17 protein-coding genes and 1 pseudogene are annotated in these 17890 nt (G+C 70.9%); 9 read left to right on the plus strand and 9 right to left on the minus strand.

Features of this window, described 5'->3' with window-relative positions:
• Positions 1-131: 131 nt before the first annotated feature.
• Together ACFV57_RS36765 and ACFV57_RS36770 are read right to left on the minus strand one after the other, a co-directional pair.
• Positions 132-1508 carry a D-arabinono-1,4-lactone oxidase gene (locus tag ACFV57_RS36765; protein WP_385241582.1) on the minus strand — a complete coding sequence of 459 codons (1377 nt, stop codon included), beginning with the start codon at positions 1506-1508 and terminating at the stop codon, positions 132-134.
• Entirely contained in the window at positions 1411-2712 is a 1302-nt protein-coding gene (locus ACFV57_RS36770; RefSeq protein ID WP_385241586.1) for an MFS transporter, read from the minus strand. The genes ACFV57_RS36765 and ACFV57_RS36770 overlap by 98 nt, the downstream gene beginning before the upstream one ends.
• Before the next feature lie 159 nt (positions 2713-2871).
• Here ACFV57_RS36770 and ACFV57_RS36775 point away from each other — a divergent pair, with 159 nt between their 5' ends.
• Positions 2872-4053 carry a ferrochelatase gene (locus tag ACFV57_RS36775; RefSeq protein ID WP_385241588.1) on the plus strand — a complete coding sequence of 394 codons (1182 nt, stop codon included), beginning with the start codon at positions 2872-2874 and terminating at the stop codon, positions 4051-4053.
• A 115-nt stretch (positions 4054-4168) separates the two neighbouring features.
• Positions 4169-4969 carry an inositol monophosphatase family protein gene (locus tag ACFV57_RS36780; RefSeq protein ID WP_385241591.1) on the plus strand — a complete coding sequence of 267 codons (801 nt, stop codon included), beginning with the start codon at positions 4169-4171 and terminating at the stop codon, positions 4967-4969.
• A gap of 85 nt (positions 4970-5054) precedes the next feature.
• Here the strand turns inward: ACFV57_RS36780 and ACFV57_RS36785 are convergent, their stop codons facing one another.
• Entirely contained in the window at positions 5055-5228 is a 174-nt protein-coding gene (locus ACFV57_RS36785; protein WP_167515092.1) for a hypothetical protein, read from the minus strand.
• 361 nt (positions 5229-5589) lie between these two features.
• Between ACFV57_RS36785 and ACFV57_RS36790 the strand changes: the two genes are divergently transcribed.
• Together ACFV57_RS36790 and ACFV57_RS36795 are read left to right on the plus strand one after the other, a co-directional pair.
• Positions 5590-6243: a response regulator transcription factor gene (locus ACFV57_RS36790; protein WP_385241594.1), complete on the plus strand. Its 654-nt coding sequence runs from the start codon at positions 5590-5592 to the stop codon at positions 6241-6243.
• A 5-nt stretch (positions 6244-6248) separates the two neighbouring features.
• Positions 6249-7550 carry a sensor histidine kinase gene (locus ACFV57_RS36795; RefSeq protein WP_385241597.1) on the plus strand — a complete coding sequence of 434 codons (1302 nt, stop codon included), beginning with the start codon at positions 6249-6251 and terminating at the stop codon, positions 7548-7550.
• Between the two features lie 51 nt (positions 7551-7601).
• On the opposite strand, the pseudogene ACFV57_RS36800 reads toward ACFV57_RS36795, so the two are convergent.
• Positions 7602-7829: pseudogene (locus tag ACFV57_RS36800) on the minus strand (CGNR zinc finger domain-containing protein); the annotation flags it as partial.
• On the opposite strand from ACFV57_RS36800, the gene ACFV57_RS36805 reads away from it, so the two are divergent.
• A complete protein-coding gene (locus tag ACFV57_RS36805; protein ID WP_385241600.1) occupies positions 7761-8039 on the plus strand; it encodes a hypothetical protein in 279 nt (92 codons plus the stop codon). The pseudogene ACFV57_RS36800 and the gene ACFV57_RS36805 sit on opposite strands and share 69 nt — an antisense overlap.
• Positions 8040-8159: 120 nt before the next feature.
• On the opposite strand, the gene ACFV57_RS36810 is transcribed toward ACFV57_RS36805, so the two are convergent.
• A complete protein-coding gene (locus ACFV57_RS36810) occupies positions 8160-8351 on the minus strand; it encodes a ferredoxin (RefSeq protein ID WP_385241603.1) in 192 nt (63 codons plus the stop codon).
• Positions 8352-8370: 19 nt separating this feature from the next.
• Positions 8371-9597 carry a cytochrome P450 gene (locus ACFV57_RS36815; RefSeq protein ID WP_385241606.1) on the minus strand — a complete coding sequence of 409 codons (1227 nt, stop codon included), beginning with the start codon at positions 9595-9597 and terminating at the stop codon, positions 8371-8373.
• A gap of 217 nt (positions 9598-9814) precedes the next feature.
• Here ACFV57_RS36815 and ACFV57_RS36820 point away from each other — a divergent pair, with 217 nt between their 5' ends.
• The 4 genes from ACFV57_RS36820 to ACFV57_RS36835 all read left to right on the plus strand — a co-directional run bounded on the left by ACFV57_RS36820 (position 9815) and on the right by ACFV57_RS36835 (position 13824).
• On the plus strand, positions 9815-10387 hold the full coding sequence (locus ACFV57_RS36820; protein ID WP_385241609.1) for a TetR/AcrR family transcriptional regulator: 573 nt from the start codon (positions 9815-9817) through the stop codon (positions 10385-10387).
• Positions 10388-10514: 127 nt separating this feature from the next.
• A complete protein-coding gene (locus ACFV57_RS36825; protein WP_385241612.1) occupies positions 10515-11147 on the plus strand; it encodes a histidine phosphatase family protein in 633 nt (210 codons plus the stop codon).
• Between the two features lie 286 nt (positions 11148-11433).
• On the plus strand, positions 11434-12588 hold the full coding sequence (locus ACFV57_RS36830; protein WP_385241614.1) for an alpha-lytic protease prodomain-containing protein: 1155 nt from the start codon (positions 11434-11436) through the stop codon (positions 12586-12588).
• A gap of 258 nt (positions 12589-12846) precedes the next feature.
• Complete coding sequence (locus tag ACFV57_RS36835; RefSeq protein WP_385241617.1) at positions 12847-13824, plus strand: helix-turn-helix domain-containing protein; 978 nt, start codon at positions 12847-12849, stop codon at positions 13822-13824.
• 72 nt (positions 13825-13896) lie between these two features.
• On the opposite strand, the gene ACFV57_RS36840 is transcribed toward ACFV57_RS36835, so the two are convergent.
• The 3 genes from ACFV57_RS36840 to ACFV57_RS36850 form a co-directional block, all read right to left on the minus strand.
• Complete coding sequence (locus ACFV57_RS36840) at positions 13897-14238, minus strand: hypothetical protein (RefSeq protein ID WP_385241620.1); 342 nt, start codon at positions 14236-14238, stop codon at positions 13897-13899.
• Positions 14239-14504: 266 nt separating this feature from the next.
• The gene (locus tag ACFV57_RS36845; RefSeq protein ID WP_385241722.1) at positions 14505-16793 is read right to left on the minus strand and encodes a glycosyl hydrolase family 18 protein; all 2289 of its coding nucleotides are present in this window, start codon (positions 16791-16793) and stop codon (positions 14505-14507) included.
• A gap of 279 nt (positions 16794-17072) precedes the next feature.
• Entirely contained in the window at positions 17073-17648 is a 576-nt protein-coding gene (locus ACFV57_RS36850) for a 2'-5' RNA ligase family protein (protein WP_385241623.1), read from the minus strand.
• Positions 17649-17890 lie beyond the last annotated feature (242 nt).

Here is a 17890-nt window from a genome sequence, read left to right on the forward strand (position 1 = left end):
GACCCGGCACACCGCCGGGTCCGGGCCGGTTTGCCGCCGGTCCGCGGCCCGCCCGGGCGTTCATCCCTGCGGGACGTTGGGCCGAATGGGTGTTTCAGTCGTCCGGGCGGTCCTGCCGGCCCGGCCCCGCCTCATCCGCCGAGCACGCGCCGCAGGTAGGCGTTGGTGAACAGGCGCCGCGGGTCCAGCCGGTCGCGCAGCGCGGTGAACGCGGCGAATTGCGGATAGACGCCGGCCAGGTATGCGGCGTCGCGGCTGTGCAGCTTGCCCCAGTGCGGCCGGCCGCCGTGCGCCGTCATGATCCGCTCGGCCGCGGTGAAGTACGCCCGGTAAGGCGTCCCCCGGTACATGTGTACGGCGATGTAGGCGGTGTCCCGCCCGGAGGCGGTGGACAGCGGGATGTCGTCGGCCGGCGCGGTCCGCACCTCCACCGGGAAGGCGATCTTGAAGTCGGAGCGCTCCACCAGCGCCCGCAGTTCGCGCAGCGCCTCGACGGCGGCGTCCCGCGGCAGCGCGTACTCCATCTCCACGAAGCGCACCCGGCGCGGGCTGGTGAAGACCTTGTAAGGGATGTCGGTGTACGTACGGGCAGAGAGCGCGCGGCTGGAGAGCCGGGCGATGCCCGGAACGGCGGCGGGCACCGCCCGGCCGACGGCGCACGCGGCGCGGAAGACCCCGTTGGAGAGCAGCTCGTCGTCGATCCAGCCGCTGATCCGGCCGAGCGGGGCGGCGGGGCCCTGGCTGCGGTTGTTGCGCTTGGTGCTGCAGTTGCCGGTGTGCGGGAACCAGTAGAACTCGAAGTGCTCGTTCTCCGCGACGAGCTGGTCGAACTCGGCGGTCACCCGGGCGAACGGCATCGGCTCCTCGCGGGCCGCCAGCCAGAACTGCGGCTCCACGGCGAAGGTGACGGACGTGATCACGCCCAGGGCGCCCAGCCCCACCCGGGCCGCCGCGAAGACGTCGGGATTCTCGGTGGCGGAGCAGGTGAGCACCGAGCCGTCGGCGGTGACCAGTTCGAGGCCGGTGATCTGGGCGGCGACGGACGCCGAGTCGCGGCCGGTGCCGTGCGTACCGGTGCTCGCCGCGCCGGAGACCGTCTGCTCCATGATGTCGCCCATGTTGGCCAGCGACAGGCCGTGTGCGGCGAGGGCCTGGTTGAGGTGCTTGAGCGTGGTGCCGGCGGCCACCGTCACCGTGCCCGCGGCGCGGTCCACCACCCGTATGCCGGTCAGGCGTTCGGGCCGTATCAGCAGGCCGTCGGTGGCGGCGGCCGCGGTGAAGGAATGGCCGGTGCCGGCCGCCTTGACCGTGAGCCCGTCGGCCGCCGCCGCCCGTACCGCCGCGGCCAGTTCCTCGGTGGAGGACGGCGCGACGCTGCGGGCCGGATGTACGGCGACGGTGCCCGCCCAGTTACGCCAGGCGGGCCGGGGCGTCCTCCGTACCGTGCGGGTCGCTCCCGCCCGTGGGGCCACCCCGTCCGTGCGGGTCGTCCTGTGTGCCTCGGCCATCTGCGCCCGTCCCCTCACGCTGCGGCGCCGGCCGCAGCCGGCGGTATCCGAGGAACGCCACCGCCGCCGCGAGCGCCCCCGCCACGGCCGGCACCAGGTAGCCGCGGCCGGCCCCGGCCGCGTCCACCACCCACCCGGCGGCCGACGAGCCGAGCGCCACCCCGACCGCGAGCCCGGTGCTCGTCCAGGTCATGCCCTCGGTCAGGTTCGCGCGCGGTACATGCTGCTCGACGAGGGCCATGGTGGTCACCATCGTCGGCGCGATGGACAGGCCCGCGAAGAAGAGCGCCACGGCCAGCAACGGCAGGTTCCCGACCAGTTGGAGCGGGATCATACTCACGGCCATCGCACACACGCCCACCAGCCACCGGCGGGCGGCCGGGCCCTTGAAGTGGATCATCCCGAAGACCACGCCGGCCGCGCACGACCCCAGCGCGTAGGTCGCGAGCACCAGGCTGGCGGCGCCCTGGTGGCCCTCCTCCTTGGCGAACGCCAGCGTCACGACGTCGGTCGCACCGAAGATCGCGCCGGTCGCCACGAACGTGATCACCAGCACCTGCAGGCCCCGCGAGCGCAGCGCCGAGCCCTTGGTGTGGTGCTCGCGCGGATGCGGCGCCGGCTCGGTCGCGCGCTGCGCCGTCAGCCAGAAGACGCCGACCACCAGGAAGACCGTGGCGAGCAGCGGACCCGCCTCGGGGAACCAGGAGGTGGACAGGCCTATGGAGAGGATCGGGCCGACGATGAAGCACGCCTCGTCGACGATCGACTCCCAGGAGTACGCGGTGTGCAGCAGGCGCGGCGAGCTGTGGTGGACCGCCGCCCAGCGGGCCCGGACCATCGAGCCGACGCTCGGCACGCAGCCCGCGCAGGCCGTGAAGACGAACAGCGTCCAGTCCGGCCAGCCCTGCTGCGCGCTCACCAGCAGACCGCCGATGGCCGCCGCCGAGACCAGGGTCACCGGGCGCAGCACCCGGCGCTGGCCGTGCCGGTCCACCAGCCGGGAGACCTGCGGGCTGAGCACCGCTGAGGACATCGCGACGGTCGCCGCCAGGGCGCCCGCGAGGCCGTACCGGCCGGTCAGCAGGGAGACCATGGTGACGATGCCGATGCTGGTCATCGACAGCGTCATACGGCCCAGGAACCCGGCGGCGGTGAACGATCTGGTGCCGGGCGTGTGGAACAGCGCTCGGTAGGGGCTTGGCATGGGGAGCTCCGCCGGTGAAGAGCCGACGCCGGGGGGTTCCGGAAATCGGTGGGGCATGAATCGGTAAGGCATGTCTGAGGCCGAGACAGCTTACGCGCGCTGTCCGCGTGGCCGCCTCCGGTTTTCCGCCTGTCAGTGGCTGGTGGCAGGATCGAAGACATGCCCGAACAGTGCGACTCGCCCCTCCCGACCGCCGGGGGGACCCCCGGTCCCTACGACGCCCTGCTTCTGCTGTCCTTCGGCGGCCCCGAAGGCCCGGACGACGTCGTCCCCTTCCTGGAGAACGTCACCCGTGGCCGCGGCATCCCCCGCGAGCGCCTGAAGGAGGTCGGGCAGCACTACTTCCTGTTCGGCGGCGTCAGCCCGATCAACGCGCAGAACCGCGACCTGCTGGACGCCCTGCGCAAGGACTTCGCCGAACACGGCCTGGATCTGCCGGTCTACTGGGGCAACCGCAACTGGGCGCCGTATCTGGTCGACACGCTGCGCGAGATGGTCCGCGACGGCCGCCGCCGCATCGCCGTCCTGGCCACCAGCGCCTACGCCTCGTATTCGGGCTGCCGCCAGTACCGCGAGAACTTGGCCGAAGCTCTCGCCACCCTCCGGGCCGAGGGCCTGCCGGTGCCGCGGGTGGACAAGCTGCGGCACTACTTCAACCACCCCGGCTTCGTCCGGCCCATGGTCGACGGCGTGCTCGCCTCCCTGGCCGGACTGCCCGCCGAGGTTCGCGACGGCGCGCACCTCGCCTTCACCACCCACTCCATCCCGACCGCCGCGGCCGACACCTCCGGCCGCCCGGAGGACCACACCCAGGACGGCGAGGGCGGCGCCTACGTCGCCCAGCACCTGGACGTGGCCCGGGTGATCGCGGCGGCGGTCCGCGAGGAGACCGGCGTGGACCACCCGTGGCGGCTGGTCTACCAGTCCCGCAGCGGCGCCCCGCACATCCCCTGGCTGGAGCCGGACATCTGCGACCACCTCGAAGAGGTGCACCGCGCCGGCGTCCCCGCGGTCGTGATGGCCCCCATCGGCTTCGTCTCGGACCACATGGAGGTCAAGTACGACCTCGACACCGAAGCCACCGCCAAGGCCGCCGAACTGGGCCTGCCGGTCGCCCGCTCCGCCACCGTCGGCGCCGACCCGCGCTTCGCCGCGGCCGTGCGCGACCTGGTCCTGGAGCGCGCCGCCGCCGAGCGGGGCCGCGCCCCGGAGCGCTGCGCCCTCGGCGAGCTGGGGCCGAGCCACGACCTGTGCCCGGTCGGCTGCTGCCCGGCCCGCGCGCCCCGCCCGGCCGCGGCGGGCGCGGACTGGACGGGTCCGGTGGCCGAGGTCCAGGGGTAGCCCGCCGTACCGAGACCCCGTACGGCCCCGCCGTCCGGGCCGTACCGAGCCCATCCGGCGCCGCCGCGCCACCCCGCACGGCCGTACCGACCGGCCCGTACGAGCAAGGAGCACCGTGTCCGATCCGCTGTACGACGAACTTCTCGGCCTGGCCCAGGAGGCCGCCCGCCGCGCGGGCGAGCTGCTGCGCGACGGCCGCCCCGCCGATCTGGGCGTCGCCGCCACGAAAACCAGCCCCATCGACGTCGTCACCGAGATGGACATCGCCAGCGAGAAGCTGATCACCGGCTTCCTCGCCGAGCACCGCCCCGACGACGGCTTCCTCGGCGAGGAGGGCGCCAGCGTCGCGGGCACCAGCGGGGTGCGCTGGGTCATCGACCCGGTCGACGGCACGGTCAACTACCTGTACGGGCTGCCCTCCTGGGCCGTTTCCATCGCCGCGGAGAAGGACGGCGAGGCCGTCGTCGGTGTTGTCGCGGCGCCGGCGCGCGGCGAGACGTACCACGCCGTCCTGGGCGGCGGCGCGTTCCGCGACGGGGAGCCGGTCCGCTGCCGCCCCGCACCGCCGCTGTCGCAGGCCCTGATCGGTACGGGCTTCGCCTACCTGAGCGAGCGCCGCGCCGCCCAGGCCGAGGTGCTGCGCACCCTGCTGCCGCGGGTCCGCGACATCCGGCGCGGCGGCTCGGCCGCGATCGACCTGTGCGACGTCGCCTGCGGCCGGCTCGACGGCTACTACGAGCGCGGGCTGAACCCGTGGGACATGGCGGCCGGCGCGCTGATCGCCCGCGAGTCCGGCGCGCTCACCGGCGGCCGCCCCGGTGAGCCCGCCTCGCACGACCTGGCCTTGGCCGCCTCACCGGAGGTGTTCGCGACCCTCCAGCCCATGCTGGAGGAGCTGGGCGCCTGGCACGACTGAGCGGCCCCGGCCCGCCGGAGACGCGACAGCGCCCCGGACCCTTGGCGGGTCCGGGGCGCTGCCGTCGTGCGTGGGCGGGAGGCGGTCAGGCGCTGGCTGCGGTGACCTGCACGCCGTGCTCGGAAGCAAGGCGCTGCAGATCCTCCAGCTCGGCCTGTTCCACCTCGACGAGGAAGTCGTCGCCCGACTCGCGGGCCCGGTCGAGGTCGGCTTCGGTGTTCCGTATGCGCTGCAGAATGCCTGCGGTGAACGCGTCCATGGTGCGCCCCCTCGTCGTGGGTCGGTGGCACGGGGGTGTGCCGACGGGCGGGACGATCACGGCGTGGTCCCTGCGAATGGATCAGAGCGCGGCATGGCGCCGTACAGGGCGTGATCGCGGGTGTGCAGTCGTCCTCCCCAAGGGCAACCTCACGGAAACCTCAAGCGACTCCGGAATTCGAAAACCGGCCGGAGGGCGCCCGTTGCGGGGCGAAGATCCGCCGGTCCGGGGCCGTGCGGGGGCTCCGCACGGCCCGCCCGACCCCCTTACAGCCGGTTTACAGCTGTTCGGGGCAGGATGGAGGGGCTCCGATTTTGCCGTGCCCCGGATGCGTCCAGGGCTGTGAGGAAGGACTAGCGACGTGCGTGTTCTCGTCGTCGAGGACGAGCAGCTGCTCGCCGATGCGGTGGCCACCGGGCTGCGCCGGGAGGCCATGGCCGTCGACGTGGTGTACGACGGCGCCGCCGCCCAGGAACGCATCGAGATCAACGACTACGACGTGGTCGTCCTGGACCGGGACCTCCCGCTGGTGCACGGCGACGACGTCTGCCGCAAGATCGTCGAGCTGGGGCTGCCCACCCGCGTTCTGATGCTCACCGCCTCCGGCGACGTCAGCGACCGCGTAGAGGGCCTGGAGATCGGCGCGGACGACTATCTGCCCAAGCCCTTCGCCTTCACCGAGCTGACCGCCCGCGTGCGGGCCCTGGGACGCCGTACGACGGTCGCCCTGCCGCCCGTCCTGGAGCGGGCCGGCATCAAGCTGGACCCGAACCGCCGCGAGGTCTTCCGCGACGGCAAGGAGGTCCAGCTCGCGCCGAAGGAGTTCGCGGTGCTGGAGGTGCTGATGCGCAGCGAGGGCACGGTCGTCTCGGCCGAGCAGCTGCTGGAGAAGGCCTGGGACGAGAACACCGATCCCTTCACGAACGTCGTCCGGGTCACGGTCATGACCCTGCGCCGGAAACTGGGCGAGCCCGCGGTGATCGTCACGGTGCCGGGCTCCGGCTACCGGATCTGATGGCGATGCCGACCTCGTCCAAGGCCCCCGCCCCGCCACCCGCCACCCCGCCCAGGCCCACCTGGGATCCCAAACCGGTCAACGTCCGGCCCTTCCCCTGGCTGCGCCCCACCATCCGGATACGGCTCACGCTGCTGTACGGCGGCATGTTCCTGATGGCCGGCATCGTGCTGCTCACGATCATCTACATGCTGGCCGCCAACGCGCTGCAGGAAGGCAGCGAGCTGCCCGTCAAGATCCTCCGCGGCAACTTCGCCGCCACCAGCAACGTCTGCGACCTGCCCAGCCAGACCTCGGGGGAGATCTTCACCCAGGCGATCCAGAGCTGCCTCCAGCACCAGCGCGCCCAGGCCCTGAACACCCTGCTCAACCGTTCCCTGCTGGCGCTGCTGGGCCTGACGGTCGTGGCGTTCGCCTTCGGGTACGCGATGGCGGGGCGGGTGCTGTCGCCGCTGGGCCGGATCACCCGCACCGCGCAGCGGGTGGCCGGTTCCGATCTGCACCGGCGTATCGAGCTGGGCGGTCCGGACGACGAGCTCAAGGAGCTGGCCGACACCTTCGACGAGATGCTGGACCGGCTGGACCGGGCGTTCGAGTCGCAGCGGCGTTTCGTGGCGAACGCCTCGCACGAGCTGCGTACGCCGCTGGCGATCAACCGGACGCTGCTGGAGGTGCAGCTGGCGGACCCGGAGGCGTCGCCGGAGCTGGCGCAGCTGGGCAAGACGCTGCTGGCGACCAACGAGCGCAGCGAGCAGCTGGTGGAGGGTCTGCTGCTGCTGGCCCGCAGCGAGAACAAGATCGTGGACAAGAAGCCGGTGGATCTGGCCGAGGTGGCCTCGCAGGCCCTCGACCAGGCCCGCTCCGAGGCGCAGGCCAAGGGCGTGGAGATCCGGGGCGTGCGGCAGCAGGCGTTCGTCCAGGGCAACGGCGTCCTGCTGGAGCGCATCGCGCTCAACCTCGTACAGAACGCCGTGCGCTACAACGTGGCGCAAGAGGAGCAGCGCGAAGCGCCTCCGGCGGAGGGTGGCGGCGGGCGACGGGCGGGCTGGGTCGAGGTCACCACGGAGCCGCAGCAGGGCTGTGCGGTGCTGGTGGTCTCCAACACCGGCCCGGCCGTCCCGGCCTACGAGGTGGAGAACCTCTTCGAACCCTTCCGCCGCCTGCGCACCGAGCGCACCGGCAGCGACAAGGGCGTCGGCCTCGGCCTGTCCATCGTGCGGTCGGCGGTTCGGGCCCACGACGGTACGACCACCGCTCGGCCCCGCGAGGGCGGCGGCCTGACCGTACGGGTCGTCCTCCCGCTGTGATCGCGTGCGCGATGCCGGCCTCGAACTCGGGCCGCGGGGTACGGAAACGGTTCACCGCGTGTGCCGTTTGCGGTGCCGGCGTACCGCGTCACGGTTGGCGCACCGCTGAGTGCAGTAGCGCTGCCGCCCGGTACGGGAGGTGTCGGCGAAGATCATGACGCACTCGGTCACCGCACACCGCCGGAGCCGGTGCATACCCCGTCCCACCGGATGCAACGCGGTGCCGACGCCGATCAGCGGGACCAGCACGGCGCCCAGGGGCTGCTCGTCATCGCGGAACTCGTACGCCTGCGGGCCCTGTTGTTCGAGAACCGCGGCGGCGAATACTTCAATCCTTCGTCCCCGGAAGGAGAGTGGCGCGACAACCTCTGGTTCCGGGAACAAGAGGTCGCCCGCGTGGACCTGTCCGCCTCCTCCGCAGGCGAACCCCTCTACCGCACGCTCGGCTTCGCCGACCATCCGGACCCCGCCCTGTACTGGCGTCCCTGACGGATGGCGAGCAGCCTTCCGTCTTCGTTCCGGCCGGGCGGAAACAGCTGGTCGGGCCGGGCTCTCGGGCCCGGCCTCGTACCTTTTCGCGGTCCTGGTCGCGTCCTTCCGCCGACCGGGCTATTCCTCGACCTTCACCGCCCCGGAAGGGCACAGGAAGCCGGCTTCGCGTGCGGCGTCCCGGTCGCCGTCGTCGGGTTCGGCGACGAGGACCGTGACGATGCCGTCCTCGTCCTGGTCGAAGACGGCGGGCGCGGTCAGCGCGCACATACCGGCGCCGACGCAGACCGTACGGTCGGCGGTTACCTTCATGGGCTGCCTTCCGCCGGGGTCACCAGGTGACCGGGAGTTCGTTGACGCCCTGGATGGTGGCGCCGGGGCGCAGGGTCAGGCGTTCGACCGGTGTGGCCAGCCGCAGGGTGGGGACGCGGTCGAACAGCGCGGTGAGGATGATTTCGAGTTCGAGGCGGGCGAGGTTCTGGCCGAGGCACTGGTGGACGCCGTAGCCGAAGGCGAGGTGGTGCCGGGCGGAGCGGTGGATGTCGAACGTGTCCGGGTTCGCGAAGACGTCCGCGTCGCGGTTGGCGATGGAGTTGGCGACGATCACGCCCTCACCGGCCCGGATGAGGTGCCCGTCGATCTCGATGTCGGCGATGGCGAAGCGGCTGCCCGCGAGGTCGGCGATGGCGAGATAGCGCAGCAGTTCCTCGACGGCGCCCGGGACGAGACCCGGATCGGCGCGCAACGCCGCGAGCTGGTCCGGGTGTTCGAGCAGGGTGATGACGCTGAGGGAGGTCATCGAGGCGGTGGTCTCGTGCCCGGCGACGAGCAGGAGCATCGCGTTGGAGATCAGATCCTCGCGGTCGGTCTCGCCCCGCGCCAGCTGCCGGCCGACCAGGTTGCCGAGCAGCCCCGGCCCAGGCTCGGCCTCGAAGTCGCTGATCAGCCCGTCGAAGTAGCGGTACAGGTCGTCGCGCGCACCGGCCGCCTCCGCCGCGCTCGTGGACTGCACCAGGCGCCTGCTGGCGTCCTGGAAGAAGTCGTGATCGGCGTACGGGACGCCCAGCAACTCGCAGATCACCATCGAGGGGACCGGCAGCGCGAACTGGCTGACCAGGTCGGCGGGCGGGCCGGCGGCGAGCATGTCGTCGAGGAAGCCGTGGACGATGCGCTCGATGTCCGGGCGCATTCCCTTGATGCGTTTGACCGTGAACTCGCTGATCGTCATCCGGCGCTGCGTGCCGTGCTCGGGCGGGTCCATGCCGATGAAGGCGGGGCGGCGGTCGCGCAGGGCCTGTAAGCGCGGGGAGATCTGCGGGAAGTCCGGGTGGTTGCGGTTGGACGACAGCCGGGGGTCGGCCAGCAGCCTGCGCGCGGTCTCGTGCTTCGTCACGACCCAGGCCGGGCGGCCGTCGAACAGGGTCACTTCCCGCAGCGCGTCCTGTCCGTCGCGCAGCCGGCTGTAGGTCTCGGGCAACTGGTACGGACAGGTGCGGTCGCTGGGGAAGGCGGGGGCGTCGGGTGTGGAGGTGGAGGAGGTTACGGAGGTCTCGGTCATCGGTCCCCTCGAAGTCTCTGACAGCCTCTTAAAGAACGGTCAGTTCTCTAACTGAGAGGCTAAAGTGTCCCCTTAGGGAACGCAACGTTTTCTCCGCACTCTTCGAGGAGTCACGCTGTCACCGAACACCGACGACCGGACCGCCCCACCGGCCGCCGACCACCGCAAAGGGCCCCGCCGCCGCGGCGAGGAGCTGGAACGCGCCATCCTCACCGCGGTGCTGGAGGAACTGGCCGAGACGGGCTACGCCGCGCTGACCATGGAGCGCGTCGCCGCCCGGGCCCGTACGAGCAAGGCCGCCCTCTACCGCCGCTGGACCGGACGCGCCGAACTCGTCCTGGACGCCTGCAAGGCGCACGGCTTGTCCGACATGGACGTGCCCGACACCGGTGCCCTGCGCGGCGACGTGATCGCGCTGCTGCGGCAGATGTCCGCCAAGATGGCGGCCCCGATCGGCGGCATCCTGCGCGGCCTGCTCGCGGAGATGACCCGCGACCCCGAGTTCGCCAAACTGATCCGCGAACGCCTGCACACCATCGGCCCGGTGATCCGGGCCATCCTGCTGCGGGCCGTCGAACGCGGCGAGACCGAGGAGTGGGTGCTCGGCTCGCGGCGGGCCGCCGTCGCCACCGACCTGCTGCGCAACGAGTTCCTGCTGTTCGGGGCCCCCGTCGCGGACGAGATCATCAGGGAGATCGTCGACGACGTCTACCTGCCGCTGATCCTGGCCCCGGCTCCGAAGCCGGCGCGGCCGCCCGGGGGCACCGGCGGCAGCACGGACGGCCCGTAGGCGGCGCAGCCGGTATCGCGTCCGGCTCCGGCGCGGCCTCGTTCGGTACGGCGACCGGAACCGCGCGATCCCGAGAGGCGTCCTGCAATCCGTACGATCATGAACCGGCCGTCGAAGGATGTCGCGCATGTCGGGAACAGCCGCACGTTACCTCTACCTGGCCCGGCACGGCGCGGCAACGGACGACGAGAGCGAGCTGTCCGCGGAGGGACGCCGCCAGGCCGAACTGCTCGGCGAACGGCTGCGCCGAGCACCCCTGTCGGCGATCCACCACGGCCCGCTCCGGCGAGCGGCGCAGACAGCCCAGCTCATCCACGACCGGCTCGACGGCGCCACCCGCATACCCCTCCAGGCGTCCGAGGCCGTCGGTGACTACGTGCCCTACCTCCCGGCCAGGCACGAACTGCCGCCCGAAACAGCCGATGCCACCCTGGAGCGGCTGGCCCGGATTCCCCGGCAGGAGCGCGAGTTGGGCCCGGACCTCGCCCGAGCGGCCCTTGCGCGGTTCACGGGCCCCGTCGAGGGCGACCGACCGTGCCACGAGCTCGTCGTCACCCACAACTTCCTCATCGCCTGGCTGGTCCGCGACGCACTCGACGCCCCGAACCGGCGCTGGCTCGGCCTCAACCACGCCAACGCCGCGTTGACGGTCATCCGCTACGCGCCCGACCGCCCCGCCTCCCTGCTCTTCTACAACGACATGGGGCACCTCCCTCCCGAACTCCACTGGACGGGGTTCCCGCCCGAACTCCGACTCTGAGCCGCTGACGGGGCGGGAAGGGCGTACTGCAAGCCCGGAACGCGATATCCCTCCCGCGCCGTAAACAGTTCCCCGCGGTTCTGTTGATTTCACCTTCGAGCACCAGCCTTGTCATGAACGGGCCTCGCCGCGAGAGTTCTCCTGCGAATGCGGGCCGCTTCCCCACAGCGGTCCGCATTCCTCCCCCCCCTCGCCAGGCCGCGGTCGGCGGCCCCCTGGAAATGGAGACAAGGTGCTTCGTCTACGCGCAGTCCTGATATCGGGCGCCGCAACGGCGGCTCTCGTCATGTCGGCAGGTGTCGTATCGGCCCATGGCGCGCCCTCGGCGGATTCCACCGCGGAAGGGCGCTATCAGAAGCAGATGGTGCGGGCCCTCGCCGACTCGCTCGGCATCGACGACACAGCCGCCGTACGGAGGCTGGATTCGCAGGCCGCCCAGCAGAAGACGCTGGCGACGCTGCGGTCCTCGCAAGCGGATTCACGAGGTGCCTTCTTCGACGCCAAGGGCAAGCTCACGGTCAATGTCACCGGCATGCCGGCGGCCCGTGCCGTCGAAGCCGCCGGCCTCAAGGCCCGCATGGTCCAGCGCACCGCCGACGAACTGGACGGGATCAAGGCCGCGCTGGACCAGGCCGCCGCCCGCCACATCCCCGCGGGCGTGCAGGGCTGGGGCGTGGAGCCCGCGTCGAACCAGGTCGTCATCCGGCTCCGCGGCGACTCCGAGGCAGCCGACGCGGCATTCCTCAAGCAGGCGGCGTCCTACGGTCCGGCCGTCACCGTACGGAGCGGCGACGGCCGGGCGGCGACGAACGCCGCCACCGGCGCCACCATCTACCCGGGAAGCCGGATGGACTACGGCAACCACTACTGTTCGGTCGGCTTCGGCGCCCGTGACTCCTCGGGCAGACAGGTCCTGGTCACCGCGGGCCACTGCGTCGAGAACCTGCCGGACCTCTCCTACAACGGAACCCACTTCGCCAAGGGCATCAAAACCCGGTTCAAGCACGGTCGGAACAGCATCGACATGGGACTCGCCGCAGTCGATTCCGGTACCACCATCGCCCCGCAGATCGGTACGTGGGGCAACGGCGGCAACGTCGCCGTCAAGGGCAGCCGACGGGCCGCGGTCGGCTCGGACATCTGCAAGTCCGGTGCGACGTCCCGCTGGACGTGCGGCTCCGTCAAGTCCTACAACTACTCGGTGACCTACAGCGACGAGGGCCAGCCCGACACCCTCGTGTCCGGCCTGGGCCTCAGCACCGTGTGCACCCTCGGCGGTGACAGCGGCGGCGCCTGGGTCTCCGGCGACCAGGCCCAGGGCGTGACGTCCGGCGGCCTGACGGCCAACCGGTGCGACGGCGTCCACGGCCGGGGAACGTCGTACTTCCAGCCCCTCGACGACGCGCTGAACTACTACGGCCTGCGTTTGAACACCGCCTGACCAGCAGGTACGCACACTCCGGTGGGCGGCCACCGTGCAGTGCCACACCGCTCGGCGTAGGTATACCGTCGGCACCACCCCGCCGATGAACCGCCCCGGCGGGACTGTCCCTCCCACCGGTGGGACAGTCCCGCCGAAACTTTCCGCCGACCGCGCTGCCGCCGTACCGAAGCGCAGCAGTACCGCAGGAACCGAAGTGCGGAGGTGCCCATGCGCCGAGGTGCCCGAGCACTGAGGCGCCCGACCGCCGAGGTGCCGATGAACCACCCAGATCACCCGCGTCCGCCGGCGGGGCCGCCACCCGACGACGAGCCGGGGGAGGCGCCGGGGGAGGCGCCGTCCCACGTCACGTTCGGGGAGGCATTCCGCCAGGCGCTCAAGGCCAGCGGCCTGACTCTGCAACGGCTGCACCACCACCTCGCCGTACGCGGAATCTCCATCAGCCCCGCGACACTGAGCCATTGGCAGCGCGGCCGGAGCCAGCCCGAACGCGCGCAGTCGCTACGCGCCGTAGGCGAAGTCGAAGCCATCCTCAACACCACGCCGGGGGCACTGCAAAGTCTGCTGAGCCACCGCCGCCCGCGAGGAAGAGCCTTGGCCACGGGAAGAGAGATGTCCGAGGCCCTGTCCCACATCCACACCCCCGGCTCCCCACTGCCGGAAGCGCTCGGCGCCGACGCCTACCGGTTCAACGAAAACCTCATATCCCTCTCCGTACAGGAAACAGTGCATCTCGATGAATACGGCTGCATAGCGCGCTACACGGTCAGCAACGTCGTACGGGCCACCCGCGACGGCGTACGCCACCTGACCGCTCACCACCAATTGGACGACCCCGACACCCCCTCCGTCCAGGTGACCGTCCACTGCGGACGCCTGACCGCTCTGCGATTCCGCCAGGAACTGGGCTCCGCGGTCTTCGACATCGACTTCGGCCGCGCCCTCGCCCGCGGCGACACGGCAATCATCAACTACACACTCGACGTCGGCCCCCGCTGGAAACCCTCGGAACACCACGAACGCGCCCTGCCCTTGAGCGCCCGGCAATACCTTCTGCACATCTACTTCCACCCACGGCACGTCCCGTCGGCAACCTACGGCTACTTCCGGCAGAACACCGAAGCCCCCCGAAGCGATATGCGCCCGCTCAGTCTGGACGCCTCGCACAGCGTCCACATCCTGCCCGCGAAATGCAACGCAGGCGTCTACGGAATCCTCTGGAAAGGAAAGCGCTGAACACCCCCCAACGAGCCGCCGCAGCAGACAGCCCCCGCTAAGCGCGCCGTCTGCCGGCGCCCCGGCTCAGCCTCAGCTCTCCGTGCCGGAAAACCTCCGCGCGAGGTCGCGGTGCCAGTCCGCGGCCAGCTTCCCCTGGGCAGGGCTGATGCTCGACCCGAGCATGCGGCTCAAGCGTTCGACCTGCTCCGCCAAGCGCAGGTGCGCCTGCCGCGCGTGCTCGCGGCAGGCAAGGCAGGTGACACGATCCGGACGCGGAGAGGTCATCGCCCGCGGAACCCGCAGCCCGCATCCCGTATCGACGAAGCTCGACAGTTCTCCGACCAGGCCGAACGTGGCGGCCAGCAGGTTACGGAGAGCGGCCTCGTCGCGGAGCTCCGCCTCGACATGGATGTGCGGATCATTCCCGCTCATCGGCAGCCCTCCCCGCTCCGGAAACCGGACAGACCAAGAGTGCTCCCATTCGAACGCGTTCTGCAGGGGGCGTCCGCCATGTGTTCCGTGCTGGGGAGGGCGTACTTGGATGGGATGCTTTCGCGTGCGGTGATGCCGTCCATAAACCCTGGTGGGCAACGCCGTGCCCCCCTACGTGAGACGGTGGGGGACACGGCGGGCACCTGACCTGACCGTAACCCTGGCCGGGTGCCGGACTGGGGGCGCGGGTGTGGGGTCTGCCTGCGTTACGGCAGGCCGCTGTCGATGGCTTTCATCAATGTGCCCGTCGGGGTGTCGCCGGACATCTCCCAGATCATGGCCCCCAGCAGCCCCTTGGACTTGACCCAGTCCGTCTTCTTTCCGATCGACCAGGTGTCGTCGAAGGACCACCACTGACCGTTGGCGCCGGTGTACCCGTACGTCGAGATGGACTGTTCATCGTGGTAGACGGTCATGTTGGGCACATTGGCGAGGAGGTTCTGATAGCCCCTGATGCCCGCTTCCTCCGGGAACTGGCCCGGGGCCGCGCCGTCCGCCGACTGCCATTCACCGTGTACGCCACCCTCGGCGACGGTCTTCCAGCCCCGGCCGTAGAACGGGAAACCGATGGTCAGCTTGCGCGGGCTGATCCCCGCGTCCAGATACACCTTGACGGCGTTCTCGACGCTGAAGTGGAAGTCGTACGGGTCCTGCGTGTCGCGGTAGAGGTTGGCCTGGTGGCCGGTGCGCTTGGGCTCCCAGGAGTTGTCGCTGCCCGAGCCGTGGAAGTCGTAGCCCTGGACATTGGCGTAGTCCAGCGATTCGAAGATCGTGGACAGGTCCCAGCCCTGCTGGATCTTGACGGGGTCGGCGGGCGTGAAGGCGGTCAGCAGCTTGTGCTCGCCGCCGAGCGCGTCGAGCTGCCGGCGGAACTCCTTGATCAGCAGCGCGAGGTTGGCCTTGTCGTCCGGGCTGTAGTGGTTGCCCGGGTGGCCTTCGGCGCCCGGCCACTCCCAGTCCAGGTCGATGCCGTCGAAGATGCCCGCGCCCGTCCCGGGGCCGCCCGCGCCGTTGTAGGCGGGCAGGTTGCCCTTGATCCACACGTCGATGCAGGACGCCGCGAACTTCTTACGGGAGGCGTCGGTGGCCGCCGCGTCGGAGAAGAACTTCGAGTACGTCCAGCCGCCGAGCGACATCACCACCTTCAGGTGCGGGTGCTTGGCCTTGAGCTTCTTCAGCTGGTTGAGATTGCCGCGCAGCTTGCCCCAGCCGTCGTCGGCCACCCCGTCCACCGACTGCGCGGCGGGGAAAGCGCGACCGTAGTCGGCGTCCGCGTCACCCGCGCCGGTGCCCTCGTCCGGGTCCTGCGGATTGCCCGAGACGCCCTTGGTCACGCCGGCCAGGCAGGTGAGGTTCTTCGGGTCGACGTTGGCGAAGGCGTAGTTGATGACGTCCAGCTTGGCGGCGGCGCCCGAGGTGTCGAGGTTCTTGACGAAGTACTGGCGTCCGTAGATGCCCCACTGCGCGAAGTACCCGACCTTCAGGTACTTGCCGGGCCCGGCCACGTCGTCCGTGGTGACGGTCAGGGCGTTGGAGGCGGGCGAGGCGTTCTCGGCGGCGTCGCGTGCCTTGACGGTGAAGGTGTACGAGGTGGCGGGCGTCAGGCCGTCGACCGTGGCGGTCGTGGTGCCGCCGGGAACCGTGGTGGCCAGATCGGCGCCCCGATAGACGTCGTACGCGACCACGCCCACGTTGTCGGTGGCCTTGTCCCAGGCCAGGGAGACGCTGGAGGAGGTCGTCGCGGTACGCCGCAGACCGCCGGGCGCGGTCGGCGGCACCGGGTCGCTCGCCGGGTCCACGGTGTTCGCGGTCACGGGCGCACTCGGCGGCCCGGCGTTGCCGCGCCGGTCCTTCGCCCGGACGGTGAAGGTGTAACGGGTTGCCGGGGTCAGACCGGTGACGGTCGCGGTCGTGCCGGTGGAGGTGGCGACCGGGCGGCCCTCGCTGAGCACGTCGTAGGAGGTGACGGGGTAGTCGCCCTGGGTCGCGGCCGGCCAGCTCAGCGAGACGCTGCGCGCGGTGGTGGCGGTGACCTCGGGTGTGCCGGGAGCGGACGGCGGCACGTCCGGGGTGCCGTCGCACTTGTCCCCGTTGACGGTGCAGGTCGTGGGCGCGCCGGCGGGGCCGCTGGCGATGAACCAGTAGCTGAACGGTTCGGTGCTGCCACTGGCCGGTACGTTCGCGTTGTAGTGGGCGTTCTTGACCGTTACGTGGCGACCGTTGACGGTGGCGTCGCCGTTGTAGTGCCCGCTGATGGTGACACCGGCCGGCAGGTCGAACTCCAGGGTCCAGCCGGTGACGGCGGCGGAACCGCCGTTGCGGACGACATAGGTGCCTTTCCACCAGGAGCCGTTGTCCTGGGTGGAGAAGGCCGCGGTGAGGGTTCCCGCCGCCTGGGCGGGGGCCGCCGGGCCGGTCAGGGCGGCGGCCACGGACAAGATCAAGGTGGTGAGCAGGGCCGCGGCTCTGCTACGGAATCTGCGCCGGTCTTTCATGGGCACCCCTGTGAGTGTGGGTGGTACAGGGAGTGAGAACCGAAGTGCGCATACCCGGCCGCGCGCCAGGGTGGTGGCGGGTGTGGTGCCGCCGGGTGCCGGATGGCAGTCGCACCATAAAAGGTCTGGACCAACGCGTCAACAGGTGTGGCGGGAGCGGTAGTTGGGGGGTGGGGGAGTGGTGACGCCTACGCACGTGGAGTCGATACGTACGGCCGTAGGGCATGCTCGGCCCGGCGCCTCAGGGAAATCCCGCAGGGCGCTGTTTGGCCGGGCGGCTCAGAAGCGCCCGGCCAGCCCGTACTCGGTACGGTCCCGCCAGCGCGCTCCGTCCCAGACGATCAGCTGGACTGTCTGAACGTGACAGCTCAGCGGCAGCCGGGGTTCCAGTTCGGCCTGCAGCGCGTCGTACGCGGCGTCCTGGGTGGCGGGTCCCTCGTCGTTCGCGATCGTCAGGTGCGGGGCGAGACCGGCGCCGAATATCCCCCGATAGGGCACCGCCTCGGGCCACTGCCGGGTCAGGTCCTTGGTGAGGGCCGTTACGGGGTCGTGCGGCCACGGGTCGAGGTACAGGACGCCGGGATAGCGACGGAACGCGTCGAAAGTGAGCGTGAAGGCGTCGTGACCTGCGAAGAGGTCGGTCAGCTCGTGGTCGGTTGCGGCGTCGATGCGACTCTCGTGGAGGAATGGGTACAGCACGGTGACGTGGGCGGGGAAACCGGCCCGGACCAGCGGATCGGCTTCGGGGATCTTGATGGTGAACGCGGTATCGCCCGGTTCGTCCGGCCATCCCGGAGCTGCGTCCTCGCGCTCGGCGCCGCTCTTATCCGCGTTCTCGTCTTCGTTCTCGTACATCACGCATCATGATCCCATCGGGTGGGTGGTCCGCTTACCGGGGCGTATAGCTGCGTAATGCTATGAATGGGCAGGAATAGAAATGAACCGTGACGAGTCCGGCTTGGTGGAGTGGAACGGGGATTCCGTTGCGGGCCCGGGCCGGCTGAGCTGATCGGCACCCGGGAGGTGCCGGCCACCGAGGTGACGCGTGCCCACCTGGACTGGATCATCCGCAGCACAGGGGCGTGGCGGCCGTTGCG

The organism is Streptomyces sp. NPDC059788, assembly GCF_042732265.1.
In the GTDB taxonomy this organism is placed as follows: domain Bacteria; phylum Actinomycetota; class Actinomycetes; order Streptomycetales; family Streptomycetaceae; genus Streptomyces.

Excerpts from the sequence above, each read along its gene's own strand:
- ACFV57_RS36830 (WP_385241614.1), top strand. The coding sequence starts at position 11,434 with ATGTCGGCAGGTGTCGTATCGGCCCATGGCGCGCCCTCGGCGGATTCC.
- ACFV57_RS36805 (WP_385241600.1), top strand. The coding sequence starts at position 7,761 with ATGCAACGCGGTGCCGACGCCGATCAGCGGGACCAGCACGGCGCCCAG.
- ACFV57_RS36845 (WP_385241722.1), bottom strand. The coding sequence starts at position 16,793 with ATGAAAGACCGGCGCAGATTCCGTAGCAGAGCCGCGGCCCTGCTCACC.
- ACFV57_RS36850 (WP_385241623.1), bottom strand. The coding sequence starts at position 17,648 with ATGTACGAGAACGAAGACGAGAACGCGGATAAGAGCGGCGCCGAGCGC.
- ACFV57_RS36795 (WP_385241597.1), top strand. The coding sequence starts at position 6,249 with ATGCCGACCTCGTCCAAGGCCCCCGCCCCGCCACCCGCCACCCCGCCC.
- ACFV57_RS36785 (WP_167515092.1), bottom strand. The coding sequence starts at position 5,228 with ATGGACGCGTTCACCGCAGGCATTCTGCAGCGCATACGGAACACCGAA.
- ACFV57_RS36765 (WP_385241582.1), bottom strand. The coding sequence starts at position 1,508 with ATGGCCGAGGCACACAGGACGACCCGCACGGACGGGGTGGCCCCACGG.
- ACFV57_RS36835 (WP_385241617.1), top strand. The coding sequence starts at position 12,847 with ATGAACCACCCAGATCACCCGCGTCCGCCGGCGGGGCCGCCACCCGAC.
- ACFV57_RS36810 (WP_385241603.1), bottom strand. The coding sequence starts at position 8,351 with ATGAAGGTAACCGCCGACCGTACGGTCTGCGTCGGCGCCGGTATGTGC.
- ACFV57_RS36775 (WP_385241588.1), top strand. The coding sequence starts at position 2,872 with ATGCCCGAACAGTGCGACTCGCCCCTCCCGACCGCCGGGGGGACCCCC.
- ACFV57_RS36840 (WP_385241620.1), bottom strand. The coding sequence starts at position 14,238 with ATGAGCGGGAATGATCCGCACATCCATGTCGAGGCGGAGCTCCGCGAC.
- ACFV57_RS36825 (WP_385241612.1), top strand. The coding sequence starts at position 10,515 with ATGTCGGGAACAGCCGCACGTTACCTCTACCTGGCCCGGCACGGCGCG.
- ACFV57_RS36815 (WP_385241606.1), bottom strand. The coding sequence starts at position 9,597 with ATGACCGAGACCTCCGTAACCTCCTCCACCTCCACACCCGACGCCCCC.
- ACFV57_RS36770 (WP_385241586.1), bottom strand. The coding sequence starts at position 2,712 with ATGCCAAGCCCCTACCGAGCGCTGTTCCACACGCCCGGCACCAGATCG.